Source organism: Vibrio antiquarius (assembly GCF_000024825.1).
Classification (GTDB): domain Bacteria; phylum Pseudomonadota; class Gammaproteobacteria; order Enterobacterales; family Vibrionaceae; genus Vibrio; species Vibrio diabolicus.
The window spans coordinates 105,999-130,853 of sequence record NC_013457.1 but is presented as its reverse complement, the minus strand read 5'-3'; the positions used below and the strand labels follow the sequence as shown (position 1 = coordinate 130,853).

Here is a 24,855-nt window from a genome sequence, read left to right as displayed (position 1 = left end):
ATGTAACATGAAAAAGAATACAATTATCGCAACAATCGCCGCCTTAGTTATTGCTCCTTCTATCGCATTCGCGAAAGATCACGCTCAAAACCAATCAAACTTGCAGTTTAATGGTCCTGTCACTGTGGAAAAATTGGACGCCTTGCTAAACGACTCCAATATGTTTACTGAAAAAGATGTAGTCGTTGAAGGTAACTTATTACGTCAAGTTCGCGCGGATAAGTTTGTCTTTAGCGATGGTTCCGGTGAAGTCATGGTCGAACTGGATGACGATATCCGACTAAACTCTCCGATTGATCACACGACTAAAGTCCGTCTGTTTGGTGAATTTGAAGGCGGAAATAAGCCAGAAATTGAAGTCGAGCAACTGGTGATCATGTAAAACAACCCCGCTTGCTTTGGATATCAGCATGATGTGGTGACCATTACAGCTAAATGGTGACGGCAAGCACTTAAAATGATAGCTTTATCAATCTTGGTCTGCTTTTTGCAGACCATTTTTTTGTTCATTTTAATCATCTTGCCCGGAGACTCCATGCTAGGTAAAGTTCTAAAGGTTGCAGCCTTTGGTTTGTGCGCTGTTTTGCCACTTTCCGCACATGCAAATAATTTCAACTACAACACGATGGAATTTCGCATGGGCACTAGCCCTGGTACATTTGGTGGCGAGTTCAATACCTACTTTACGGAAAACACCCACTTCATTGCTCGCGCAGACAGTGAATTCAGCGGAGACTGGGACATTGCTGGTGGTATTGGCTTTAATGGCCCTGCGGGTCAATTTGCGGATATTTATGGCCAAATGTTGGTACACAACATTAAAGAAAACGGCAGTGATAAAGTGGGTGACGAGTGGCGCACTGAGGTGAATATTGGTACTCGTATTTGGTTCATGCAAAATGTTGAGCTACATGCCCGTATCGGTCAAATAATGGATAACGACGATTCCAATACCGTTTATAATTTTGGCGCAAGATTCCACTCTACTCAGCAACTATCACTTGGCGCGGATTTCAAAAATAATGGTGTCTATGGCCAACAAATTGTGATGTCTGCTCGTTTTGCATTTTAATTAAGTAACTAAGCAACTGCATTAACAAGTGTGTGATTCAATAAAAATGGCCTCCGGTTTCGGAGGCCATTTTTGTTAAGTACCGATTGTTAGCAGGAACTAGTAACAAGGCTTTAATTTTTGCCGGATTTTTTAGGTTTATCTTGGACATACTTTTTCGATACATCCACAACGGCGATATCTCTAAAAAAGCTTCGACCTAGTAAAATTGGAAACTTCATATGCCCACGCTCAGCTAACGTAAACTCAGTCTTTTCTTTGTGGTCACCGACGGTAATATACGCTTTTACTACCGCTCGTTTATCCACCTCTTCTGACGATGACTGCTTGATTTTAGCCCAGCGCTCTACAGGTACTTTAAACTCTTTAGTTTCTTTATCGCCCAAGTCGATCTTAAACTGAACCCAATCTTTACCATCACGCTCAAACGGAACAATGTCTGTCGCGCTAATTGATGATGTTGTCGCCCCTGTATCAACCCTAGCTTTGAAGGTTTGATCAATTTCAGGAACGTAAACCCACTCTTCAGAACCAAGAATCAGCATGCCGTCTGGTGTCTTTGTCACTTTGGCTGGTTTTGTCGGTTTTGGCTCGGACTTTTTCTCAGGTTTTACTTCAGGCTTAGGCTCAACCTCAGGCGTTGGATCAACCTCTGGTTTCACTTCTGGCTCTACTTTGACAGGTTCTTCGACCTTCGGCGACTCAGGCTCAGCAGGTTCCGGCGTCGTTTGAGTTGACGTACAAGCAATTAAACTGCCGCTCATCATAAGCGGCAGAATCAGTTTCCAGTTTTTCATCCACACTCCAATTAAGCTTGAGATACTTTCTTAATTGCGTCCGCTACGTATGGAATATGAGTTTCGGTAAGTCCAGCGATGTTAATTCGACCATCGCCAACACCATAAATGCCATAATCTTCACGCAGTTGCGCCATTTGGTTTTCACTAAAGCCTAGCACAGTAAACATGCCTTTGTGACCCTCAATGAAGTCAAATTGATCGGTATTATGGTTGTTTCTCAATTCGTTACACAAACTTTGACGAAGACTAACCAAACGATGTTGCATTTCACTCAACTCTTGCTTCCAAACGGAAGTCAGGTTGTCATCTTGAAGAATCGTCTTAACCAAAGCCGCTCCATGATCGGGTGGCATCGTGTAAGTAGAACGCGCTAACGTAAGTAACTTGCCTTTTGCGTTGGCCACGTCTTGCATGTTCTTACCAACGACAATCGCCGCACCTGTGCGCTCGCGATATAGGCCAAAGTTCTTCGAACATGATGTCGTAATTAACATCTCTTCAACGTTATCTGCCATGAAGCGAAGCCCTTTTGCGTCTTCCTCTAGGCCATCACCAAAGCCTTGGTAGGCAATATCAACAAATGGTGTGAAACCGTTCTTCTGTGACAATTCCGTAATGACTTGCCAAGCAGAAAAATCGATATCTGCGCCTGTTGGGTTGTGACAACAACCATGCAGTAATACAACATCAGAAGGCCCTGCTTTCGCAAGATCATCCATCATTTTTGCTGTGTCTACTTGTTTCGTTTCTGGAGAAAAGTAATGGTAGAACTTAACTTTAAGACCTGCCGCTTCCATCACTGGTTTGTGGTTTACGTAGCTAGGGTTTGAAATCCAAACCGTCGTATCTGGCTGTGCGACCTTCATCAGGTCACCTAACATACGCAGCGCACCACTTGCACCTGGCGTTTGAATGGCAGCAACACGATCCATTGCTGACGTTCCCGTCAGTAGCAAATCGATCATGCTTTTATTAAATTCTTCGCAACCCGCAAGACCAACGTACGATTTGGTTTTTTGAGTTTCAACAACGACATCCTGCGCCATTTGAATGGCTTTCATGATTGGCGTTTCGCCTGCGCTGTTCTTATAGACGCCAATACCAAGGTCAACCTTGTTTGGACGGTCATCGTTACGGTATGCAACGGATAGAGATAAAATAGGATCTAATACGGGAGTTGGGAGATTAGAAAACATGAAAGTCATAACCCTTTGAAATTCAAGTACCGAACCTCACGTTAACACCATCGCAAAAAATGGCGAAATGATTTTTCACTTATTTCATCAATTAGAGAACAAAATTCTGGGTTACGATAAGTTTTGTGCGCTCTATCGGTTATAAAAAGAACGATTCACTCCTCAATATACCAATCCACTCTTCCGTTTTTCCTAAATTCTCTTGGCGTCATGCTCGACCACGCTTTAAAACGTGTACTAAAGTTGGCACTAGTTGGATATCCGACTATCTCTCCAATATGTTGAATCGGCCATTCTGTTGAACGAAGTAACCTAGCAGCGTATTCCATGCGCATACGTGTTAAATGTGCCATCGGGCTTCGACCGAACTGCTTTTGAGTCAGACGGTGCAAATGTGGCTCCGAACATGGATATAAAGCTGCCACTTGCTCGACACTCCAATCCTTATGGAGCTGACGCTGGACAAGATCGAATACGCGCCGAAGCCTCAATTGGCTGCGTGATATCGACTCTGAGGGCGGCATGTTTAACATCAGCTCTAACTGAGCCACGCTATGTGCACCAACCGCACCACCATAATCAATAGGAAGATTAATACTGCGTAACAACGTTTGGATACACGCATACATCACCTCAGGTGCAGATGTGAGCTGGTAACTAATATTACTCTCTATCATTGGCCATGCTCTATCAGGAATAAGAAAAAGCCATGCGATCTGCCAGGGTTCCTCTTCCATACCAAAACCGTTTTCAACACCTGCAGGCACCGTGATCAACGAGCCAGGCTCCAAATCATATCGACACGCCCCACTTTCTAACCAACCTTTACCGCGCACGGTGTAAAGCAGCATGTGTTTTTTTTGGTTTTTACGATAAACAGAGAAGAAGTCACGACAGGTTGCAATTCCGCACTGCACAATGCCTCTCTCCTCCAATGCCAGTACTCGACTGTGATCAATAAACTCTTGATAGGTTTTTTCTGAAATCGCGTAGCGTTCTTGTTTATCTTCCATGATTTATTGGCTCACATATACACTAGTGGAGAGTTTTACAAAGGTTTTGGATGCCTTTGAAAAATACACCGCCAAATCATAGGGATAAACTACTCGCATTAATCTTTAAGGAGAAATGCGATGCTCTTAACACGCGAATACATCGATAAAGCATTTTGGCAAAAGCTGATTGCGATTGGCCTTCCTGTTTCACTTCAATCCATGCTTTTTGCGTTACTCGGCGTCGTGGATATTTTCATGGTGAGCCAACTCGGCGAATCCGCAACGGCTGCAGTCGGTGTCGGAAATCGCATTTTTTTCTTTAACCTTGCAGTCATTTTCGGTCTTTGCGGTGCAGTAACGGTGCTGGCTTCTCAATATTACGGCTCAGGGAACCTGGCAGGAATCCGCAGAACATTGGCGCAATCTTGGTTTATTTCCATTTTAGTGACGCTGCCGTTTATTTTTCTTTATGCGATTTTTGATAAAGAGATCGTCTCTTTCATGTCAGACGATCCTGAATACGTCACTTATGCACGTGATTATCTTGTGGTTACGGGCTTTAGTCTTATTGCAACGGCCATAGTGGTACCTATTGAAGCGGTATTGCGCTCCGTAGGCCAAACCAAACTGGCAACCAACGTCAGTGTCTCGGCTATTGTCGTGAATATCGTGCTTAATTATGTTTTGATTTTCGGTTTATTCGGCTTCCCTCAATGGGGCGTATTTGGTGCAGCCGTTGGCAGCTTTGTTTCTCGATTTTTCCAAACGGCAGTGTTGATTTACTTTTTCTGTAAACGCTACGCATACCTTATTCCGACCAAGTTCGATTGGGCGCAAGGCCGTTTAAAGCAGTATCGTCAAAAATACTTTAAGGTTTCTCTACCCATGCTGGTCCACGATGCGCTCTGGACTGGTGGACTGATCGTTTACAGCATCATCTATGGTCAATTGGGCGTTTCAGAACTTGCGATCATCTCATTCTTATCGCCAATTGAAGGTGTACTGATTTCAACCTTTATGGGATTTGCGGTCGCTGCATCCGTTCTTCTTGGTAATGATATTGGCGCAAAACATTATGATCGGGTCGAGAAAACGGCATGGTGGTATGTGTTAACCAGCGCAATCTTAGCCACCTTACTGTTTTTCCTAGTGTGGTTGAGCTCGCCTTTGATTCATCATCTATTGGTACTAAGCCCATTAACCGATGCAGAAATGGCACTTAACGTATGCTTAGTCATGGCGCTGGGTATGATTTTGAGAGTGTTTAACATGGTAGGGATTGGCGGCGTACTAAAGAGTGGCGCAGATATTCGCTACAGCATTTTTATTGATACGTTCGGTCAGTGGGCTATTGGTATTCCCCTTACCTATTACACTGGTATGGTACTCGGGTTGCCTTTGCATTTTGTCTTGATGTCTTTGCTAGCTGAAGAATTTGTGAAAGGCGTACTGACGACTTATCGTATCCAATCTAAACGTTGGATAAACAATATGGTCGAAGATGACCAAACAGTGACAGCGTAACTGCAAATGCACTGACGAACTCACACCAAAAGGGCTCACCCGTTATGCACGTGTGAGCCCTTTTTATGTTTGGATAATGCTTGATTAAATATCCGTAAAGCGATGAATGATTTGGTTTGAACTGCCACGCCATTCGAGATTGAGATCTTTCTTGTCTTGTTCAAACTTACCATCAATCAAAACATCGATGTATTGCACCACTTCTCTTTGCGCGTCATCCAGTTCAGCCAGCGTGTAGCCTGTCCAAACCCAGATGTCTTTACCGGGACACTCTTCTCTCACCCTTTTCACGATCTTTAAAATATGAGGCACATTAGCAGGATGAAGCGGATCTCCGCCCGACAACGACAAACCTCGACGTTTAATGCGCGTGTCATTCAAGTCATTGATGATTTTGTCTTCCGCTTCTTGCGTGAACAACACACCCGAATCCAAGCGTTGCGTCGACTGGTTATAACAGCCACGACACTGATGTACGCACCCCGACACAAACAATGTGCAGCGCGTACCCGGTCCGTTAACAACGTCAATTGGATAATATTGGTGGTAGTTCATAATGAGTCTCTTTGTTATCGCGAAAAAGAAAATCAACCTAAAGCAGGTTGATTTTCAAAGTGTTGAATCGAGTGGTAATTAACCTTATAGGTGTTTCACTCGACGTTTAACTTCTTCTTGTTTGCCGAAGTTAAACGGACGTGCATCTGGGCTGCCCAAGTAACCACATACGCGACGTGTCACCGATACTTTGGTTGAATCGTGGTTGCCACAACTTGGGCAAGTAAAGCCTTTGCTTGTACATTCAAACTCACCGGTGTAACCACATTCATAACACTCATCAATCGGAGTGTTGGTTCCGTAGTAAGGAACGCGGGTGTAACTGTAGTCCCACACGTTTTCTAGCGCTTCTACGTTACGTTGCATGTTCGGGAACTCACCGTAACAGATGAAGCCACCGCTTGAGATTTCTGGGTAAGGCATCTCGAAGTCGATCTTGTCGTAAGGGTTAACCTTCTTCTCAACATCCAAGTGGAAACTGTTGGTGTAGTAACCTTTGTCTGTTACGCCTTCAATCAAACCAAACTCTTTGGTGTCGATGCGGCAGAAACGACTGCATAGGTTTTCACTTGGTGTTGCGTACAAGCTAAAGCCATAGCCAGTTTCGTCAGCCCATTGATTCACCGCATCTTTTAGATGTTTGATGATCGCGACCGCTTTTTCACGCAATACGGCATCATCGTAAACGTGCGCTTCAGTACCAAACAACGCGTTGATAGTTTCATGCACGCCAATGTAGCCTAGAGAAATTGATGCACGGCCGTTTTTGAAGATTTCTGCAATCGAATCGTCCGCTTTCAAGCGCACACCACATGCACCTTCCATATATAGAATTGGGGCAACGCGCGCTTTTACGTTCTCTAGACGAGAAATACGCGTTTCTAGTGCTTTACGAGCAAGACGTAGACGATCATCAAGCAGTTCATAGAACTTCGCTTCGCTGCCTTTTGCGCGAAGCGCGATACGTGGCAAGTTCAAGCTAACTACACCAAGGTTGTTACGACCTTCATGGATAAGTTCGCCATCCTCTTCGTAAGTGCCTAGGAAGCTACGACAGCCCATAGGTGTTTTGAATGACCCCGTTACTTCCACGACTTTGTCGTAGTTAAGAATGTCTGGGTACATACGTTTTGAAGCACACTCAAGTGCAAGCTTCTTAATGTCGTAGTTAGGATCTTCTGCCTTGTGGTTTAGACCGTCTTTAATACCGAACACCAATTTAGGGAATACGGCGGTTTTACGGTTTTTGCCAAGACCAGCGATACGGTTTTTCAAAATAGATTGCTGAATAAGACGAGACGCCCAGCTTGTACCAAGACCAAAACCAAACGTTACGAATGGGGTTTGCCCGTTCGCCGTGTGCAATGTGTTTACTTCGTATTCCAGAGATTGGAATGCGTCGTAACACTCTTTCTCTGTGCGCGCTTTAGCAAACTCTTCTGGCTCAGCAATGTTCCACTCTTTCGCGATTTCTAAATGCTTTTCATAGCTCGTGATGACGTAAGGTTCTAACACTTCGTCAATACGGTTGATAGTTGTACCGCCATAAATATGGCTAGCCACTTGAGCAATAATTTGCGCCGTTACGGCAGTCGCAGTTGAAATCGATTTAGGCGTGTCGATTTCTGCATTACCCATTTTGAAGCCGTGCGTTAGCATGCCTTTCAAATCGATAAGCATACAGTTAAACATCGGGAAGAATGGCGCGTAATCCAGATCGTGGTAGTGAATGTCACCCACTTCGTGTGCTTGAACCACATCACGAGGCAGGATGTGCGTTTTCGCGTAGTGCTTCGCCACGATACCCGCTAAAAGGTCACGCTGAGTTGGGATAACTTTGCCGTCTTTGTTCGCGTTTTCGTTGATCAAATCAAGGTTACTTTCTTCAATCAAACCTTCGATTTCACGAGTTAGTGCACTTTGCTTTTCACGCGCGATGTCGCGGTCATGGCGGTATTCAATGTAAGAACGTGCTAGGGCTTTGTAAGGACCTTGCATGAGTTCATTCTCGACTAAGTCTTGAATCTCATGGATGTGAACTTCATCGTGATCTTTTAGCTGTAACTCGACAGCAAGAGCGACATTAAGAGCATAAATGGCGACATCTTTATCTTTGTTTTCCGCTGCCGCTTCAACTGCTGCTTGGATACGATCCCTGTTGAACGGAGCTCTTGAGCCGTCACGCTTGATTACGATTGGTTTCACTTTCTTCTCCTTACCCCAGCATACTCACAGAGTTATCCACAAACACACTATATGGGGTTATTTTTTATTCTGCTAACACAATATATTGTGGCGTATTTAACGAAAAGCACCACTTGAAAACATTGATTTTGATCAATAAAGATCGGCTAGCGGACAAGAACAAATCGATCTTATTGGTACTGATCTCAGTTGCGAAGAAAACCATGAAAATTGCAAAATTGGTACGAAATCTACTTGCTTTTTTTAGAGCGCTTATAGGATAAAGGTTGGAAAGGAATACGCTAAAAACCAGGAGTGAAACAAGCCAATATGCGATCACTATTTGTTACTGCCTTATTAATTTTTAGTTCAACATCACTTGCTCAAAACTCCATCAACTTAACCAGTTGGAATATAGAATGGCTGTCTATAAATGGAGGTAAGGTTTCGAGAACCAGTGACGATTTCATCAAACTCAACCAATATGTGGATAAAACTCAAGCCGACATCATCGCCTTTCAGGAGGTCGACTCCAAAGCCGCGGTTCAAAAAGCCGTAGGCGATGGCTACGCGATTTATCTCTCTGATCGAGCTCAATCAAACAATAAGCACCTTCAGTTTTCTGATACCAACCAGTACACCGGTTTTGCTGTGCGTAAAGACATTGAAGTGTCTGACCCAGCAGACTTCTCAATCACGCGTAGTAATAGCAAGTTGCGCTTTGCCAGCTACATCGTCGTTAACCCAAACCAAAAGGACGAGCTTCACCTGCTCTCTGTGCATCTAAAAGCAGGATGCAGCGGAGCATACAAAAACAACCGCAATTGCCAAACACTGAGCCAACAAGGAGAAGCACTTGCGAAATGGATGAGCGAGAGAGAAAAGAAAAAGCAGCAGTACGCCGTAATGGGCGATTTCAATCACAACTTGTCGTATCAACGTGATTGGCTGTGGGCGATCATGACGCTTGGTAACGATGCACAATTGGTAACGCGAGATACCAAAGCGGATTGCAAGGTTCGCTCAAATAAGAACCCAAGAAAAACACACCAATTCCGCTCTTTGATTGATCACATTATTGTTAGCCCGCAAATAAAAGCGAAAAACGCGCATCAAACGCTGTTTAGCTCACAAGATGTTTTAGATTACAAACTGAGTGACCATTGCCCTGTAAACGCAACGGTAACGCTTAACTGAACGAACAAAATAGCCCAGCATCATGCTGGGCTATTTTATCTTCTTGTTTGTTAGATAGACGTTTAACTAGTTAACAAGAGAAACCGTTCTATCAAAGCGATCTTGGATTCAGCAGTACGACGTCCCCCTGCTTCAACCCCGTTCGCACTCTCCCCAACTCTCCAAGCTGAATAAGCCGAGTTTCTACCTCACCGCTGTCTTGCACCACTTTTACGTAGTCCAATTGGCCAACTTGGTAAACCGCCTCTTTTGGCACGCGAAGTACAACATCGTCGGTCAAGGTCAACGCGACTTTGGCGTATGTACCTGGATAGATAGCCGTTAGCGGCTCAAATTGAAGCTTTACGGTATAACTGCGCGAGTTGGCATCTGCCGACGGCGTCACTTCTTTTACAGCCGCTTGCGCGTTGAGGTTGTAAGACGGAAAAACAACGTCCACTTCTTTATCGTAAGTCACATAAGGCATGACAGACTCAGCAAAGTTCACCTCTATTTCCAACGAGTTTGGATTGTACATTGATAAAAGCAAAGCCCCCGGCGTCGCAGTATCACCTTTGTTGATGGGCTTTTGCGTGATCAAGCCATCAAACGGCGCAGTAATAATGCTGTAGCCAAAGGTCGTTTCCGCCTCAGAGACCGCCGCCTGAGCTTTATTGAAGTTGGCTTGCGCGGTTTGCAACGCACTTTCCGCTTGGTCAAATTGCGATTGAGGGATCAGTTTTTTGTTTAAAAGCGCTCTGACACGAGAAAACTCCTTTCTCGCCGTATTGAGCTGCGCTTGTGCAGAGGATAAAGCCTGCTCACTTTGACGAACTCGCGCGTCGAGATCATCGCTTTCTAGCCGCGCCAACACGTCTCCTTGCTTCACTCTATCGCCAACCTTCACCAATACCTCCATCACCGATGCCGTTAACCGTGCAGCGATATCGGCGTGCTGCTCTGCAACGACGACGCCCGGAAACTCTCGAACAACCGATTCGCTGGTTAACATCAGTTGATGTGTCTCTGCGTTATTTACATCAATCTGGTTGGTTTTCGCGTCATGTTCTGTCGGCAACTTTTCTGTAAAAAAACCAGCCATATAGAGAAAAAGAAGCGCGAGTATGGCAAACAGAATCACGCCTAACCATTTGGTATCTAATTTCATTGCTCTTCCTCCATCTGAGGTAATCCATGTCCTTTGGTGTTTTGGTATGCAAGGTTATAAACCACCGGAACCACAAGCAGCGTAAAGATGGTCGAGGCGGTAATACCGAATATGATTGCCCAAGCCAAACCGTTAAAAATTGGGTCTAGCGTAATCACGACGTTACCCAGTAACGTTGTACCCGCGGTCAGCAATATTGGCCGCATACGAACAACACCAGATTCAATCAACGCATCATGTAAACTACGACCTTCAGCCAGCGATTGCTGAACAAATTCAATCAAAACGAGTGAGTTACGCACCACAATCCCTGCTAGCGCAATCATGCCGATCATCGCGGTCGCCGTGAACAGCGCTGGGTTCGGGTAATTACCGATGTCACTGCTTAACACATTCAAAATCCAGAACCCCGGCATAATCCCAATCACGGTCAGGGGTATCGCCAGCATGATGATGCCCGATACCGCAGGTAAACCAGTTTGAATCAACATCACCACAAATACGCCAAGCAGCGCAGCGCCATAAGCAATGCCTAAATCGCGGAATACGTCCACTGTGATTTTCCATTCCCCCTCACCACTCCAAACCACTTCGATGTAATCTGGCACGCTCCAAGTGACACCAGCGCCATTGCTCAAGTACGTGCGATCTTGCCAGTGACGATGCACATCTTCCGCGTGAGTTGTATCTTGGTCAGCCATCACATCGGCAATCACTTCACCCGGAACACGCCCAACTACCTCGGCGTAGACATACACAACAGGCTTGAGGTTTTTATGGAAAATCGGTTTGTCCGCTGCGCGTTTCACAAAATGACCGACTTCAGACAACTGCACGATAGGCTGAGGAGCATCCACAACCGCCCCATTGGATTCTACTTTTGCAATGCCCGGACGGCCTCGCACATAAAGTTGCTCTAGTTGATTAAGGTTATCTCTGTCTTCGCGTCGGAGCTGCACTTCGATAGGTAATGGGGCCACTTCTCTTGGATCGGCGATATAACCGAGCACTTTGGCGTTCGCGGCGGTAATAAGCGTGTTATTGATATCAGCAACAGAAACACCAGACAGCGCCGCTTTTTCTTGATCAACGATGAACTGCCACGTTTCTAAATCACCTTGGATGCTGGTATCCACCTCAGAAACCAACTGTTCTTTGCGAAGCCTATCCGCGACTTTCTCTGCTTGAATCATCAGATCTTCATAAGATGTCGCTTCATCACCGTAAACTTCTGCCGTAATGGTGGCGATAACAGGCGGGCCTGGCGGCACTTCGACTAGCTGCACGTCAGCGTCAAAATTATCTGCAATCTGCTCTAAATCCGCCCTGAGTCGTGTCACCAGTTCGTGTGATTGCATTGCGCGGCGATTCTTCTCTGCAAGAACGACTCGAAGCTCGCCTTGGTATGGTTCGCTACGCATAAAGTAGTGGCGCACCATGCCGTTGAAATCCATTGGGGAAGCGGTGCCTGCAAAGCCCGACACACTTGTCACTTCCGGCACCGTCATTAAATAGTCCGTAAAGCTCGACAGCGCGTTGGAGGTATCCACAAAGCTTGAAGACTCTGGCATGTTTAATACCAATTGGAACTCATTTTTATTGTCATAAGGCAGCAACTTGAGTGGAACTAAGCGAAGTGCTGGCAACAATGCTGCCAAGACGAACAACAAGGCAACCAAACCAAGGAAAAGCCATGCTTTCTTGCGGCTTTCAAGTAGCGGAATCAACACACCACGATACAAACGATACATCGGCGAAGATTGGATGTCATAGTGGCCGTTTTCCTCAGCACCTTTGAGTAGTTTCTTGGCAAGCCAAGGCGTGATCATAAACGCGACAACGGTACTAAAGATAACGCTGATCGGAACGTTGAACGCCAGTGGCGCCATGTAAGGCCCCATCATCCCAGTGATAAAAAACATCGGCGTAAACACGATCACGATTGCGACCGTCGACATTAACAAGGCGCTACGAATTTCTGCCATGGCGAGAACAATCGCGTTGGTTCGTGTTAGATTTTTGCGTTTGAGGTAGCGTTCAATGTTGTCGATACTGGCGATCGGATCGTCCACGATCAAACCTAGCGCCAAAATCAATGCAAAGAGTGTGACTCGATTGATGGAATAGCCAAATGCCAAGTCCATCCCGAGCGCGGCGCCATAGCTAATCGGAATCGCGATACCAACCACCAATGCGCTTCGCCAGTTCAAGAACAAACCGACAAACACCACGACCGTTAGAATAGAGATGCCAAGGCTTGATACCAAGTTGTTTACTTTCGCATTCGCCGTTTCGCCATAGTCACGAATGACAGCAACGTGAACTTGTGGAGGAAACTGCTCGGATTGAAGCTCCGCCAGTTTATCCCGAACAGACTGAGCGACGTTAACTGCGTTCGAGCCTTTTTGCTTAGCGACAGAAATGAACACCGCTGGGTATGCTTCATCGTGGTTTTTATCGCGATACCAAGTATCGGATGTCGCCTCACCTTCACCGTCGTAAATACGCGCGACATCTTTCAAGTAAACGGGTTTGCCATTGAGCACCGCGATAACAAGATCGCCAACTTCTTCGGCGTTGGTCAGAAACCGTCCCGACTCCAATGTGTAATTTTGCCCGTTTACGCGAACGTTCTTGCCTTGGGTTTTGCTATTACTGAGCTGAATGGCCTGTTCGAGGTCATCGATGGTTACTTTGAAGTTTGCCATCGCAACGGAATCAAGCTCTATCTGGATTTTTCTCGGCTCACCGCCAATCACTTCCACCTTGTTGGTGGCATCCAATGATTTAATGCCTAACGTGGCTTGGTCTGCAATACGTCTCAGTTGATGGCGATCGAGAATGTCTGGAGCGGTGGAGTAAATTGCAGCAACAACAATGGGTACATCGTCGATTTCAACAGGCTTCACAAGCCAGTTAGTGACAGAAGGAGGAACTTTGTCTTGGTTGGAGTAGAGTTTGTTGTAAAGCTTAACCAGAGCATCTTCGCGGTTTTCGCCGACATAGAAACGAACGATGACTTGCGCAGCACCTTCCATTGACGAAGAATAAACGTATTCCACACCGTCAATTTGGCTAACAAGCTTTTCTAATGGTTCAGTGATTTGATTTTCGACTTGAGAAGCGCTTAGTCCGGGAGCCGAAACCAATATATCCGCCATCGGCACAACGATTTGCGGGTCTTCCTCTTTCGGGGTCAGCCACAAAGCCGCGGCACCGACCATAAGCGCGAGTAAAATCATGATCGGAGGGAAAAAGCTGTTCATCACGGACTGAACAAAACTTCGCTTTAGTTTGTCGGGCATCCTTTCCCCTCCATATCAGATTGATTGTTTACGCGTTCGCGGTTTTCACCTTCTTCGCGTTACGGTGAGTAATGATCGCCTTCGCGAACAGAGATCCAAGTAACATCGCAAGGAAGAACACCACAATGCTCACGTTGCCTAATGCCAGACTCGCAACCGCAGGGCCAGGGCAAATACCTGCCAACCCCCAACCTAAACCAAAGATCGCCGCACCAGATAACAAACGTCCGTCGATGTTCTTATTGGTTGGTGTGCAAAACGCTTCACCGCTAACTGATTGTTTTCTCGGCTTGATGATTAAAAAATAGCTTGGCATGAATACCGCGAGTGCGCCGCCCATCACAAAAGCCAAACTTGGATCCCAACTGCCAGAAATATCTAAAAATCCAATGACTTTAGCTGGGTCGATCATGCCAGACACCGCCATGCCCATACCGAATAACACACCGCTCAAAAGAGCAGAAAAACGAAAAATAGTCTTGTTCATGGAATCTCTCTTAAACTAGGTGAAGTCGAACGAATACCGTTAGACCAGCGACAGCCATAAATACACAGGTCGCCACAATAGAGCGCTTAGACAAACGGCCCATGCCACAAATGCCGTGTCCGCTAGTACATCCGTTACCCAGTCTGGTCCCGATTCCTACCAATAAACCAGCGGCAATCACCATCCCTAAAGAAAGGTTCGCGGTACTAGGAACCGCAACGCCCAACATCAGAACGCTAATCAAGCCACCAGCTATCATTCCAACCGCAAAAAGCAATCGCCACGAATAATCGCCTTTTTTCGGTGACATAATGCCATTCATAATTCCACTGATTCCGGCAATTTTCCCGTTAACCAACAACAATATAGTGGCGGAGATCCCTAACAAAATGCCACCAAACAACGATTCCCATGGAATAACGTTTAACATTATTTACCTCTAAAATCTTAGCTACGAATTAGTTACAGAAAACGCTATGAAGCGCCTTGATTAATGACTCAACTCTCGGTTCTGACAACGAATAAAACACTTGCTGTGATGCCTTACGAGCCTTGATCAATTTGTGTTTGCGAAGCACCGTCAAGTGCTGTGAAAAGGCGGATTGGCTAAGGAACGAGTTCTTTTGCAGCTCCCCAACACCAACCTCACCTTGGGTCAGTTGGCACAACACCATTAGCCTTTCCGGATGTGCCATTACTTTTAGGAGATCAGCAGCTTCATTGGCATTGCCTTTCATTGCTGCTACATCCATATCTGTATAGCTCATGACTAACCTCTACATTAAAAACTAAATTAGATATTACTAAAACAAAACATTTAGTCAACGCTAAATTAGCAATTATGAATTTAGATAAATTAACATTAGACATTTCTAATTTAGATAATTATAGTGATGAATATCAAAGGATGGCGTTCTCAGTTTGAGAGTACGAAGGAGAAGAGTTATGACGTTAGAAAATGCAGTACGAATTTTTGCAGGCACGATGGTATTGATCTCGGTCATACTAACCGTGTTCGTTCACAGTAACTTCATTTGGTTCACCGTGTTTATCGGCGTTAATCTTATTCAAAGTGCTTACACGGGAATCTGCCCTGCTGCTTATTTTTTAAAGAAATTTGGTTTTAGATAATCTAGAGCGTAGTGACCTTTCACACTGACTATTCGTGAAAGGTCAGTTCGCCCTAAAACTTGGAGTTAAAAATGACTAAGATCTTAATCGTCGGTGGTGTTGCAGGTGGTGCATCTGCGGCGGCGCGTGCTCGTCGTCTGAGCGAAGATGCCGAAATCATCATGTTTGAACGTGGTCCATTCGTTTCATTTGCCAACTGTGGCTTGCCTTATCACATCGGCGGCGATATCCAAGAACGCAGTAAGTTACTACTACAAACGCCAGAAAGCTTTTTAGCACGTTTTAACGTTGATGTTCGCGTGATGAATGAAGTAGTTTCTATTAACCGACAGGACAAAACCGTTACGATCAAAAACCTGTTGGATGAGTCTGAATACGTAGAATCATACGACTTCCTACTGCTTAGCCCAGGTGCTGGCCCTATTGTTCCACCAATCCCAGGCCTCGATAACCCGCTCACCCACTCGCTACGTAACATTCCAGATATGGATCGCATCATCGAAACGATCCAAATGAACAAGCCAGAACATGCGACGGTTGTTGGCGGCGGTTTCATCGGTTTAGAAATGATGGAAGCCTTCCACCAACTTGGCATTAAAACCTCTCTGATCGAAATGGCAGACCAAGTCATGACGCCAGTAGACCGTGAAATGGCAGGTTTTGTTCATGCAGAGATTCGTGATAAAGGTGTCGACCTAAAACTTGGCGTCGCGCTTGAGTCGGTGAAATTCGTACCTAACGAGCACGTTGCAAGTTTCGACTCTGGTGAGAGTGATAAACACCAACACTTAGAAGGTGAATTGGAGTTAACACTAAACAACGGTGAAAAACTCACTACCGATATTCTGATCATGGCAATCGGTGTACGTCCTGAGACAAAACTGGCGCAAGAAGCTGGCCTTCAAATTGGCGCGCTAGGCGGTATTTACACGAACGAATACATGCAAACCAGCGATCCTTCGATCTACGCTGTCGGCGACGCGATAGAAGAGAAAGACTTCGTGACTGGCGAGCAAACTCTAGTGCCACTTGCAGGCCCGGCAAACCGTCAAGGTCGTATGGCAGCAGACAATATGCTAGGCCGCAAAGAAACTTACCAAGGCACACAAGGGACAGCGATTTGTAAAATCTTTGGCCTTGCTGTGGCTTCAACAGGTAAAAATGAGAAACAATTGAAATGCGCTGGTATTGAATACGACAAAGTGTACGTGCATACCGCAAGCCACGCGAGCTACTACCCTGGTGCAGAAGTGGTGTCGTTCAAAATGTTGTTCGATCCAAAATCAGGCAAGATTTTAGGTGCTCAAGCAGTTGGTAAAGACGGTATCGACAAACGTATTGACGTTATGGCTGTTGCACAACGTGCTGGCATGACGGTTGAACAACTGCAGCATCTTGAACTGACTTACGCGCCACCTTACGGCAGTGCAAAAGATGTGATCAACCAAGCGGCGTTTGTGGCAAATAACATCATCAAAGGTGACGCAGCGGCGATCCATTACGATGAAATCGACAACCTGACTGAAGATCAAATTCTCCTCGACGTCCGTAACCCGGGTGAATTGGAGTCTGTTGGTTATCTTGAAGGGGCAATCAACATTCCGGTTGATCAGCTACGCCATCGTATGGGTGAACTACCAAAAGACAAAGAGATTGTGATTTACTGTCAAGTAGGCTTGCGCGGTAACGTGGCATACCGTCAACTGGTCAACAATGGTTACAAAGCTCGTAACTTGATTGGTGGATACAGAACACTCAAATTCTCGCGCTTATAACGGGATAATAAAAACAGAGAAAACCGAGAGATTGGTTTTCTCTTTTGTTTATTTACATGGACTCAAATCTAACTCATTAACCTTCTATCGCCAAACGGACTGCCGCTTGAGCATGGATAGAAGTGGTATCAAGTAGCGTAACATCGGTGTGACTTTGGTTTACAAGTAAGGCAATTTCAGTGCACCCGAGAATCACAGCTTCAGCTCCCTGCTCTTTTAGTTTTTCAATGATTTGCAGGTATATCGTTCTCGATTCCTCTTTGATTTCACCTTGGCATAACTCTTTATAAATAATGTTATGCACTATAGAGCGATCATCTTGAGCAGGAGTTATGACATCCAGCCCATAGAGGTCGGAAAGCCGTCCTTTGTAAAAGTCTTGCTCCATTGTGAATTGAGTACCTAGGAGTCCGACCTTTTGAACCCCTTTCTCACGAAGTAACTCAGCAGTCGCGTCTGCGATATGTAGTATGGGGATATTAATGCTGGCTTCAATTTGAGGAGCAACTTTGTGCATTGTGTTCGTACAAATAAGAATAAAATCAGCGCCCCCTTTTTCTATTGAAGATGCAGCATCAGATAGAATACTTGCCGTTTCTTCCCATTTACCTTGGTGTTGAAGTTTCTCTATCTCTGAAAAATTCACGCTATACATACAAATTTTTGCGGAATTTAGGCCGCCTAACGCCTCTTTGACTCCTTCGTTGATCAATTTGTAATAACTAAGCGTCGACTCCCAACTCATGCCGCCTAGAAGACCGATAGTTTTCATATAACTCTCCAATCGTTATACACCACCATGGCAGGGGTGTTTTTACAAACAAAATCAACCATGTGAATAGACAGCCTTCTAGCTTTGTCACTAGTGAGAACTGGATAAACCTGCAATCAGAAAAACGAGAACCAAAAAGGACGACTACGCAATTCTCATATCTCCTCGCAACATTGTTACCGCACTTCCAGAAAGCTTAACGTATTCCGGACTCAATAGTTCTGTATAAACAACTCCACTTCTCTTGGATGCTTGGAAGCCTTTTAATTGCGCTTTACCGAGCTCTTTGGCCCAGTAAACACATAAAGCGCAATGAGCAGAACCTGTTACTGGGTCCTCATCAACACCCACCCAAGGGGCAAAGTAACGAGAGACAAAATCAGCGTCAGTGCTTGATTGAGCAGTGATAACAACTCCACGACCTTTTTGTTTAAGTAACGCACTAAAATCAGGTTCGAGTTGCTCTATCAAAGACTCATCATTGATGACGATCAACTGCTTATTATCAAACTGACCATAAGCGATTACATCAGCCACATCGAGCCCTAAGCCGTGAAGCAAATCTGTGTTAATACTTGCTCGCATATCTAAAAGAGGGGCAGGAAACACCAAATGAATGTCGTCATGATCAAGTTGTGCAGTTAAAACGCCGGATAGCGTAGCAAAATCAATGGTATCACCAGTATTATATAACCCTTGCTCTCTCAGCACGTGCGCCGTGGCCAATGTGCCATGTCCACACAAAGCGACTTCCGTTTCAGGTGTAAACCAACGAAGTTGCATTGTGTTTAATGACAGAAACGCGGTTTCAGATAGTGACATCTCTGCCGCTATGGCCAACATCACTTCCTCATCAAGGCTTGATTCTGTGATACACACACCTGCAGGATTGCCTTTGAACACATCTGATGTAAACGAGTCGACCTGAAAAATTTTAACTTCCACAAAATATCCTTAAGTTCTATCAACCACTGTAGAACCATTAGCAGCACTTAGTGCATTTGTACCACGTAATGTATTGCACCAGTTATTTGAGTAGTAAACCTTTATTAACTAAGAAGAAACCACTTTTTCTCCTAATGGGATTTATTGGTATTTTGCCGAAGTAATGAACTCACCGAATGTTTCACACCAAACAACAACAGTATTGTATTCAGAAATGGAAATCCCTTGAGGAACCTCAACAACGAAGTTATTGAATGTTTTGACATCACCAACCAAGCTCATCTCAGATTTAAGGTCATTAAACGCTTGTTCAGTCTCGACAAATTTAGGAGATAAATAGAGTTTATAGTCAGGCCCGGGAGCGAGTTTTCCTACCAGCGTAATAGCTTGGGAACTCAAATGAATTTCACCTTCTCCCCAATGAAAAGCGTCGCTATCTTTGAGGTCCCTCGTGACAACTGCACTGTATTCTGCACCTTGCATGCTCTCAGAAACTTGCTCATCGGTCGGCGCAGGCGGTGCAATAAGAATCGGTAAAGTATAGATACCTATCGCAATACCAATCGCAACAGCCACTAAGTGGCTTAACGTTAATTTAATTATACTTTTCAAGGTCATCTATCTTCTTGTTAGTTTCATCAGCTTAGATTTCGGCTCAAATACAGACATCCGTCAGGTTATACGTCTAATAGCCTAATTTCATTAATATTATACACAAGCTGGACCAATGCGCCTTAATTGCTGCCTTTTAGAGTGCTATCCAATAACCCCGTTATTAACGAAAATAACTATTTAAATTCAGCCCCCTAAGCGCCTTCGACGAAATGATCTAAAGGCAAAATGAGCAATTAAAAACGGCTGATAATTGATATCAGCCGTTTGCTTATCTGGAATGTCGTTGTGCTGGTTTGGGAACTATTCTGCTTCCACCAAAGCGATCTTATCGGATGTCGATTTTTCCAATTTGATCGCAATAAACTTAGAGGTTGGCGTAAACGTTCTATCCCCATAACTATCTAAAGGAACCAATGGGTTCGTTTCTGGATAGTAAGCCGCCGCCTGACCTGCTGGTACGTCATAGGCAACAAGCGTAAATCCGCTCACACGCCGCTCAACGCCATCTTCCCACAATGACACCATGTCTACTTTATCGCCCGGTTCAAATCCGAGTTTACGAATATCCGCGTCATTGATGAACAGCACTTCGCGCATGCCAAATACTCCACGATAACGGTCATTCAAGCCGTAAAGTGTCGTATTGTATTGGTCGTGTGAGCGCATGGTTTGCAAAATCAAATCTGGCTTTTGGCCTTTTTCGAGTATCGCTTCGCTGATCAACTGCTTCGGCAACTCGCTAGAGCTGAACTGTGCTTTGCCGCTTGGTGTATTCCATCGACGCTCGGCTGCTGGGTTTACCAAGTGGAATCCACCCGGGTGTTTAAGCTTATGGTTAAAGTCGGTAAAGCCCGGAATGGTATCGGCAATCAAATCGCGAATACGGTCGTAATCTTCAATTGCCCACAGCCAATCAATTGGTTTAGCCCCAAGTGTAGCATTGGCAATACCGGCAATAATCGCTGGTTCTGAACGCAAATGCTCCGAACGCGGTTTTAGCTGACCAAATGAGATGTGCACCATGCTGAAGGTATCTTCAACCGTCACGCCTTGTGAGCCAGTCGCTTGCTGATCAATCTCGGTACGACCTAAGCATGGAAGAATAAGCGCATCTTTACCTGTGACAAGGTGAGAACGATTTAACTTCGTCGAAATGTGTACGGTTAAATTACAGTTTCGCATCGCGTTGTGCGTACGTTCTGTGTCTGGCGTTGCTTGTGCAAAGTTACCGCCCAAACCGATAAATACTTTCGCTTGCCCTTCTTCCATCGCTTTAATGGCTTGCACAGTGTTGTGGCCTTCACCACGCGGGACGGCAAAGTTAAATCGACTTTCAATGCGATCCAACAACAGATCTGAAGGTTTTTCATCAATGCCCATCGTACGGTCGCCCTGAACGTTACTGTGACCTCGCACAGGTGAAAGACCCGCGCCCGGCTTACCAACGTTACCTCGTAACATTTGCACGTTTGCGACTTCTTTAATGGTTGGCACAGAGTGACGATGCTGAGTCAACCCCATTGCCCAACACATGATCACACGTTCTGCACGTCGATACATGCTCGCCACCATCTCGATTTCACTTAAATCAAGACCCGATTGTTCCGTGATGTGTTCCCAAGCGGTTGCGTCCACTTCAGCCAAATACTCATCTATACCTATCGTGTGCTGCTTGATGAATTCACGGTCAAATACCGCTTTGCCGCCGTTTTGCAATGCCTCGCGTTCCCATTGCAGCAAGAACTTCGCGATGCCACGAAACACTGCCATGTCTCCACCTAAAGCAGGACGCAGGTACGCTGTGTTTGTTGGCTCTGAGCCGTTGCTCAACATCTCAATCGGCATTTGTGGGTTTTGGAAACGCTCTAATCCGCGCTCTTTCAGCGGGTTTAGACAGATAACCTGTGCACCGCGTTTTACCGCTTCGCGCAGAGGTTCAAGCATTCGTGGGTGGTTAGTGCCCGGGTTTTGACCAATCACGAAAATCGCATCAGCTTCTTCAAAATCATCAAAGATCACCGTGCCCTTACCAACGCCAATGGTGTCTTTCATCCCGATTGCACTGGCTTCGTGACACATGTTGGAACAATCTGGGAAGTTGTTGGTACCGAATGCGCGTACAAATAGCTGATATAAAAACGCCGCTTCGTTGCTTGCACGGCCAGAGGTATAAAACTCAGCTTGGTGTGGTGAATCCAATTGGTTGAGATGTTTAGCCACAAGAGAAAAAGCCTCATCCCAAGAGACTGGCACATAGTGATCGGATTCAGCATCGTATCGCATTGGGCGCGTGATACGGCCTTGGTATTCCAACCAGTAATCAGTTTGCGTTGAGAGAGATGAAACGCTGTGATTGGCAAAAAACTCAGGATCAACCAGACGATTGGTCGCCTCCCAGTTTACCGCTTTCGCGCCATTCTCACAGAAATTGACTTTACCACTATCTGGCGACTCACCCCATGCACATCCCGGGCAGTCGAAACCGCCATTTTGGTTGGTTTTGAGCATAGTGCGAATGTTCTTCACTGCATTTTCACTGCCCCACCAACTTCTGGTTACGGCTTTCAATGCCCCCCAACCACCAGCTGGACCTTTGTATGCTTTTATTTGTTCTTTTTGGCTCACGACTTTACTCCTCGCAGATATACCAGCAAGCAGGGTGCCCGTGAAAACAAGCGCGTTATTTATTGAGATAATGCGGAAGTATTGAAGGGCTTAGTTTCTAATCCATGTATTTTTTAATCCAAATAAGTAACCACTCAACATGCTCTCGCTTGTCCGAGCGTTTACTTATCTAGATTCTTGCTATCGGATACCCGCCTACTGTTTCTAAGACTGTTAGATTCAACTTGCATTGTTGCGCCTTGATCTAAATCAAAGATTAAGTCGTTATTCAATATGCGTCCAATTGATAATCCTGACCGAGTGATAAACAAAATCTATGACGAACTTTTCCACTGACGCTCATCACATTTTTAATCAATACAGTTTATGAGGTTAATTGTTTTCCCATTCGATTCCACCTAGTTCGCTTAACGAACTCAATAAAATCGGCATTCTTGATAATAGATAGTATCTATCACACTATAGATACTTTAAATTTGACCCTAATTAATATCAGGAATAGCCTTGATTCAGATCAATTTTGAGTGTGGTTTTATTCTTGACTTGGTTTTGGTTTTCCATTTCCCAGTTAAAACGCTCCAGCGCTTAAAAAAGTACGGTAGTGCTGTGCCCTTTTTTAGGGAGTTCCCCCGTACATGTGACTCACAACGCAAGGTGAACAATCCATTATGGATATCAAACAACTGAAATATCTCATCGCACTTGAACAGACCAAACACTTTGGTCAAGCCGCCGCATTGTGCCACATTACGCAGCCTACCTTGTCCATGAGAATCCGAAGCTTAGAGGAAGAACTCGACCTCGAATTAATCCAGAGAAGTCAACGATTTGAAGGATTTACTGAAGCCGGAGAACGCATTTTAGCTTGGGCGAAAACCGTATTAGCCGCTCATGATGGATTGCAAGCCGAGGCTGCTAACTGCCGTGGTCAGTTGGTCGGTTCACTTCGGCTTGGAATGGTGCCACTCGCCAGCCAAAACCCGATACAATTGCTCAAACCATTAGCTCAACAGTTCCCTGAGTTACGCTTTCAAATACTCTCCATGACGACCGAACAGATCATAGACCAACTCAATCGCAATCAGCTTGATTTGGGGATGTGTTATGTCGATCAAGTCAACACCGCTTACTTCGATGTTATCGAGCTAGATTCGACCAAACTTGGCGTTTTATTCGATGAGCGTCATTTTGATTTTGCCGAATCTGAAGTGTTGTGGGAGTCACTCAATAACATTCCGCTAGGGCTGCTTTCGAAGGGCATGCACTATCGCCACTCGGTTGATCTTAGCTTTGTGAGTAAAGGGCTAGTTCCACAAACCGTCATTGAAAGTAACTCCACCTTTCACTTGATCCAAGCAGTAACCAGTGGCCTTTGTTGCGCCATTATGCCGCTGAATTGTGGATTGGAAGAGTTGAACGATACGCTTCGCATTATGCCTATCGAAGAAGCCGCCGTTCACGCCCCGCTAGGTTTGTTAAAGCGAAAACAAGAACCCTTCTCCGCGCTAACCGATCAGTGTTTCGCAGCAGCAAAAAGCATATTCAATCGATAACAACAATCCACACGTCAATGTTTGGCATACACAACGGCTTATGAGGTGATTTCATGAGATGTACTACTCAATCTTATTTTGAACTGTCCGATTTCAATCAAGCACCACCTCAACCAAGTGCATTCAATTACCGAGAATTGATTGATGGCCGCCCAGTGCAACAAATGTCGCTGGCGAGTGAGTCAGCTTTAGCTATCAGCTACAACGGCATTAGCCAAGCGGTCATGATGGTGACGCCAGGCCATCTGGAAGACTTCGTGAAAGGATTTAGCCTAAGCACAGGCATCGTCCACGACTTCAAAGAGATCAAAGACATTGAAATTGGTGGCGATCACGAATCTTACTATGCGGAAGTGGAAATCAGCAACCGCGCTTTCTGGGCGTTAAAAACACAACGCCGAAATCTTGCTGGCACAACCGGATGCGGCATTTGTGGCGTCGAGGCTCTTGAACAAGCTTTGCCTGATTTGGTGCCACTGACACCGTCTCTTCCTCCGCGCTCCGATGTATTCGAAGGGCTGCGAGACAAAGTCGCACAGCATCAAGAAGCCGCACGTGAATCTGGCGCGTTACACGCCGCTTTATTTGCAGATTTACAAGGCAACATCAAGTTGTGCCGAGAGGACATCGGCCGCCACAACGCGCTAGATAAGTTGATTGGCGCATTGGCCAACAATCACATCGAACCTCAAAGTGGCTTCGCAATCATGACAAGCCGTTGCAGCTTAGAGTTGATCCACAAAGCCGTTCGCGCGCGCATCCCCACACTGGTTTGCTTATCTGCACCTACAGCGTTAACCGTCGAATGGGCAAGAAGAAACCATTTGAACCTAATTCACTTGCCAAAACACGGCTCGCCGCGTCTATACAGCCCTGCGCCTTAACACGTCGACCTAGCCGAATTCCTAATATTTCTAACGGAGACCTCTGGGTCTCTTTTGTTTGCTTCTCACTCCCAATTGATACTTAGCGACAAG

22 protein-coding genes are annotated in these 24,855 nt (G+C 45.4%); 8 read left to right on the top strand and 14 right to left on the bottom strand.

The features are described 5' to 3' along the window. The first annotated feature begins 7 nt into the window (after positions 1-7). Together VEA_RS15620 and VEA_RS15615 are read left to right on the top strand one after the other, a co-directional pair. Positions 8-382, top strand: a complete 375-nt coding sequence (locus VEA_RS15620) for a YgiW/YdeI family stress tolerance OB fold protein (RefSeq protein WP_012842261.1) — start codon at positions 8-10, stop codon at positions 380-382. A gap of 153 nt (positions 383-535) precedes the next feature. Continuing rightward, the gene (locus VEA_RS15615) at positions 536-1,072 is read left to right on the top strand and encodes a hypothetical protein (RefSeq protein ID WP_012842259.1); all 537 of its coding nucleotides are present in this window, start codon (positions 536-538) and stop codon (positions 1,070-1,072) included. 113 nt (positions 1,073-1,185) lie between these two features. On the opposite strand, the gene VEA_RS15610 is transcribed toward VEA_RS15615, so the two are convergent. From VEA_RS15610 to VEA_RS15600, 3 genes are all read right to left on the bottom strand, one after another. Beyond that, positions 1,186-1,869, bottom strand: coding sequence for a putative ATP-dependent zinc protease (locus VEA_RS15610; RefSeq protein WP_012842258.1), 684 nt, complete (start codon positions 1,867-1,869; stop codon positions 1,186-1,188). 11 nt (positions 1,870-1,880) lie between these two features. Beyond that, positions 1,881-3,068 carry an amino acid aminotransferase gene (locus tag VEA_RS15605; protein ID WP_005394524.1) on the bottom strand — a complete coding sequence of 396 codons (1,188 nt, stop codon included), beginning with the start codon at positions 3,066-3,068 and terminating at the stop codon, positions 1,881-1,883. A gap of 155 nt (positions 3,069-3,223) precedes the next feature. After that, entirely contained in the window at positions 3,224-4,081 is an 858-nt protein-coding gene (locus VEA_RS15600) for an AraC family transcriptional regulator (RefSeq protein WP_012842257.1), read from the bottom strand. 120 nt (positions 4,082-4,201) lie between these two features. On the opposite strand from VEA_RS15600, the gene VEA_RS15595 reads away from it, so the two are divergent. After that, positions 4,202-5,587, top strand: a complete 1,386-nt coding sequence (locus VEA_RS15595) for an MATE family efflux transporter (RefSeq protein ID WP_012842256.1) — start codon at positions 4,202-4,204, stop codon at positions 5,585-5,587. Between the two features lie 84 nt (positions 5,588-5,671). Here the strand turns inward: VEA_RS15595 and nrdG are convergent, their stop codons facing one another. After that, positions 5,672-6,142 (bottom strand): anaerobic ribonucleoside-triphosphate reductase-activating protein, encoded by a 471-nt coding sequence (gene nrdG, locus VEA_RS15590; protein WP_005394529.1) that lies wholly within the window; start codon positions 6,140-6,142, stop codon positions 5,672-5,674. Positions 6,143-6,226: 84 nt separating this feature from the next. Next, positions 6,227-8,347 (bottom strand): anaerobic ribonucleoside-triphosphate reductase, encoded by a 2,121-nt coding sequence (gene nrdD / locus VEA_RS15585; RefSeq protein ID WP_005394532.1) that lies wholly within the window; start codon positions 8,345-8,347, stop codon positions 6,227-6,229. A 309-nt stretch (positions 8,348-8,656) separates the two neighbouring features. On the opposite strand from nrdD, the gene VEA_RS15580 reads away from it, so the two are divergent. After that, positions 8,657-9,523, top strand: a complete 867-nt coding sequence (locus VEA_RS15580) for an endonuclease/exonuclease/phosphatase family protein (protein WP_012842255.1) — start codon at positions 8,657-8,659, stop codon at positions 9,521-9,523. Positions 9,524-9,614: 91 nt separating this feature from the next. Here VEA_RS15580 and VEA_RS15575 read toward each other — a convergent pair whose 3' ends face one another. From VEA_RS15575 to VEA_RS15555, 5 genes are read right to left on the bottom strand one after another with little or no spacing between them, the layout of a single operon-like run. Next, the gene (locus tag VEA_RS15575; protein ID WP_012842254.1) at positions 9,615-10,670 is read right to left on the bottom strand and encodes an efflux RND transporter periplasmic adaptor subunit; all 1,056 of its coding nucleotides are present in this window, start codon (positions 10,668-10,670) and stop codon (positions 9,615-9,617) included. Further along, positions 10,667-13,975: an efflux RND transporter permease subunit gene (locus VEA_RS15570; RefSeq protein ID WP_012842253.1), complete on the bottom strand. Its 3,309-nt coding sequence runs from the start codon at positions 13,973-13,975 to the stop codon at positions 10,667-10,669. Before VEA_RS15570 ends, VEA_RS15575 begins: the two co-directional genes overlap by 4 nt. A gap of 28 nt (positions 13,976-14,003) precedes the next feature. Continuing rightward, a complete protein-coding gene (locus VEA_RS15565) occupies positions 14,004-14,462 on the bottom strand; it encodes a YeeE/YedE family protein (RefSeq protein WP_012842252.1) in 459 nt (152 codons plus the stop codon). Between the two features lie 10 nt (positions 14,463-14,472). Beyond that, positions 14,473-14,892: a YeeE/YedE family protein gene (locus VEA_RS15560; RefSeq protein WP_005394547.1), complete on the bottom strand. Its 420-nt coding sequence runs from the start codon at positions 14,890-14,892 to the stop codon at positions 14,473-14,475. Between the two features lie 28 nt (positions 14,893-14,920). Then, positions 14,921-15,229 (bottom strand): ArsR/SmtB family transcription factor, encoded by a 309-nt coding sequence (locus VEA_RS15555; RefSeq protein ID WP_012842251.1) that lies wholly within the window; start codon positions 15,227-15,229, stop codon positions 14,921-14,923. A gap of 178 nt (positions 15,230-15,407) precedes the next feature. Here VEA_RS15555 and VEA_RS15550 point away from each other — a divergent pair, with 178 nt between their 5' ends. Then, positions 15,408-15,593 carry a YgaP family membrane protein gene (locus tag VEA_RS15550; RefSeq protein ID WP_012842250.1) on the top strand — a complete coding sequence of 62 codons (186 nt, stop codon included), beginning with the start codon at positions 15,408-15,410 and terminating at the stop codon, positions 15,591-15,593. A gap of 71 nt (positions 15,594-15,664) precedes the next feature. Beyond that, positions 15,665-17,368: an FAD-dependent oxidoreductase gene (locus tag VEA_RS15545; RefSeq protein WP_012842249.1), complete on the top strand. Its 1,704-nt coding sequence runs from the start codon at positions 15,665-15,667 to the stop codon at positions 17,366-17,368. Positions 17,369-17,444: 76 nt separating this feature from the next. Here VEA_RS15545 and VEA_RS15540 read toward each other — a convergent pair whose 3' ends face one another. From VEA_RS15540 to VEA_RS15525, 4 genes are all read right to left on the bottom strand, one after another. After that, complete coding sequence (locus VEA_RS15540; protein WP_012842248.1) at positions 17,445-18,140, bottom strand: aspartate/glutamate racemase family protein; 696 nt, start codon at positions 18,138-18,140, stop codon at positions 17,445-17,447. 144 nt (positions 18,141-18,284) lie between these two features. Next, complete coding sequence (locus VEA_RS15535; protein WP_012842247.1) at positions 18,285-19,085, bottom strand: PhzF family phenazine biosynthesis protein; 801 nt, start codon at positions 19,083-19,085, stop codon at positions 18,285-18,287. 141 nt (positions 19,086-19,226) lie between these two features. Further along, positions 19,227-19,703, bottom strand: coding sequence for a DM13 domain-containing protein (locus VEA_RS15530; RefSeq protein WP_041853065.1), 477 nt, complete (start codon positions 19,701-19,703; stop codon positions 19,227-19,229). A 297-nt stretch (positions 19,704-20,000) separates the two neighbouring features. After that, a complete protein-coding gene (locus tag VEA_RS15525) occupies positions 20,001-22,325 on the bottom strand; it encodes an FdhF/YdeP family oxidoreductase (RefSeq protein WP_012842245.1) in 2,325 nt (774 codons plus the stop codon). Between the two features lie 668 nt (positions 22,326-22,993). Here VEA_RS15525 and VEA_RS15520 point away from each other — a divergent pair. Further along, positions 22,994-23,878 (top strand): LysR family global transcriptional regulator AcsS, encoded by an 885-nt coding sequence (locus VEA_RS15520; protein ID WP_012842244.1) that lies wholly within the window; start codon positions 22,994-22,996, stop codon positions 23,876-23,878. A gap of 53 nt (positions 23,879-23,931) precedes the next feature. Next, on the top strand, positions 23,932-24,762 hold the full coding sequence (fdhD, locus tag VEA_RS15515) for a formate dehydrogenase accessory sulfurtransferase FdhD (RefSeq protein WP_012842243.1): 831 nt from the start codon (positions 23,932-23,934) through the stop codon (positions 24,760-24,762). The last annotated feature ends 93 nt before the right edge of the window (positions 24,763-24,855 follow it).

What these genes read in the sequence shown, in the direction of transcription:
- fdhD (WP_012842243.1), top strand. Translation starts at nt 23,932, where the DNA reads ATGAGATGTACTACTCAATCTTATTTTGAACTGTCCGATTTCAATCAA.
- VEA_RS15600 (WP_012842257.1), bottom strand. Translation starts at nt 4,081, where the DNA reads ATGGAAGATAAACAAGAACGCTACGCGATTTCAGAAAAAACCTATCAA.
- VEA_RS15545 (WP_012842249.1), top strand. Translation starts at nt 15,665, where the DNA reads ATGACTAAGATCTTAATCGTCGGTGGTGTTGCAGGTGGTGCATCTGCG.
- VEA_RS15575 (WP_012842254.1), bottom strand. Translation starts at nt 10,670, where the DNA reads ATGAAATTAGATACCAAATGGTTAGGCGTGATTCTGTTTGCCATACTC.
- VEA_RS15555 (WP_012842251.1), bottom strand. Translation starts at nt 15,229, where the DNA reads ATGAGCTATACAGATATGGATGTAGCAGCAATGAAAGGCAATGCCAAT.
- VEA_RS15530 (WP_041853065.1), bottom strand. Translation starts at nt 19,703, where the DNA reads ATGACCTTGAAAAGTATAATTAAATTAACGTTAAGCCACTTAGTGGCT.
- VEA_RS15595 (WP_012842256.1), top strand. Translation starts at nt 4,202, where the DNA reads ATGCTCTTAACACGCGAATACATCGATAAAGCATTTTGGCAAAAGCTG.
- VEA_RS15550 (WP_012842250.1), top strand. Translation starts at nt 15,408, where the DNA reads ATGACGTTAGAAAATGCAGTACGAATTTTTGCAGGCACGATGGTATTG.
- VEA_RS15565 (WP_012842252.1), bottom strand. Translation starts at nt 14,462, where the DNA reads ATGAACAAGACTATTTTTCGTTTTTCTGCTCTTTTGAGCGGTGTGTTA.
- VEA_RS15605 (WP_005394524.1), bottom strand. Translation starts at nt 3,068, where the DNA reads ATGTTTTCTAATCTCCCAACTCCCGTATTAGATCCTATTTTATCTCTA.
- VEA_RS15560 (WP_005394547.1), bottom strand. Translation starts at nt 14,892, where the DNA reads ATGTTAAACGTTATTCCATGGGAATCGTTGTTTGGTGGCATTTTGTTA.
- VEA_RS15610 (WP_012842258.1), bottom strand. Translation starts at nt 1,869, where the DNA reads ATGAAAAACTGGAAACTGATTCTGCCGCTTATGATGAGCGGCAGTTTA.
- VEA_RS15520 (WP_012842244.1), top strand. Translation starts at nt 22,994, where the DNA reads ATGGATATCAAACAACTGAAATATCTCATCGCACTTGAACAGACCAAA.
- VEA_RS15615 (WP_012842259.1), top strand. Translation starts at nt 536, where the DNA reads ATGCTAGGTAAAGTTCTAAAGGTTGCAGCCTTTGGTTTGTGCGCTGTT.
- VEA_RS15580 (WP_012842255.1), top strand. Translation starts at nt 8,657, where the DNA reads ATGCGATCACTATTTGTTACTGCCTTATTAATTTTTAGTTCAACATCA.
- nrdG (WP_005394529.1), bottom strand. Translation starts at nt 6,142, where the DNA reads ATGAACTACCACCAATATTATCCAATTGACGTTGTTAACGGACCGGGT.
- VEA_RS15570 (WP_012842253.1), bottom strand. Translation starts at nt 13,975, where the DNA reads ATGCCCGACAAACTAAAGCGAAGTTTTGTTCAGTCCGTGATGAACAGC.
- VEA_RS15540 (WP_012842248.1), bottom strand. Translation starts at nt 18,140, where the DNA reads ATGAAAACTATCGGTCTTCTAGGCGGCATGAGTTGGGAGTCGACGCTT.
- VEA_RS15620 (WP_012842261.1), top strand. Translation starts at nt 8, where the DNA reads ATGAAAAAGAATACAATTATCGCAACAATCGCCGCCTTAGTTATTGCT.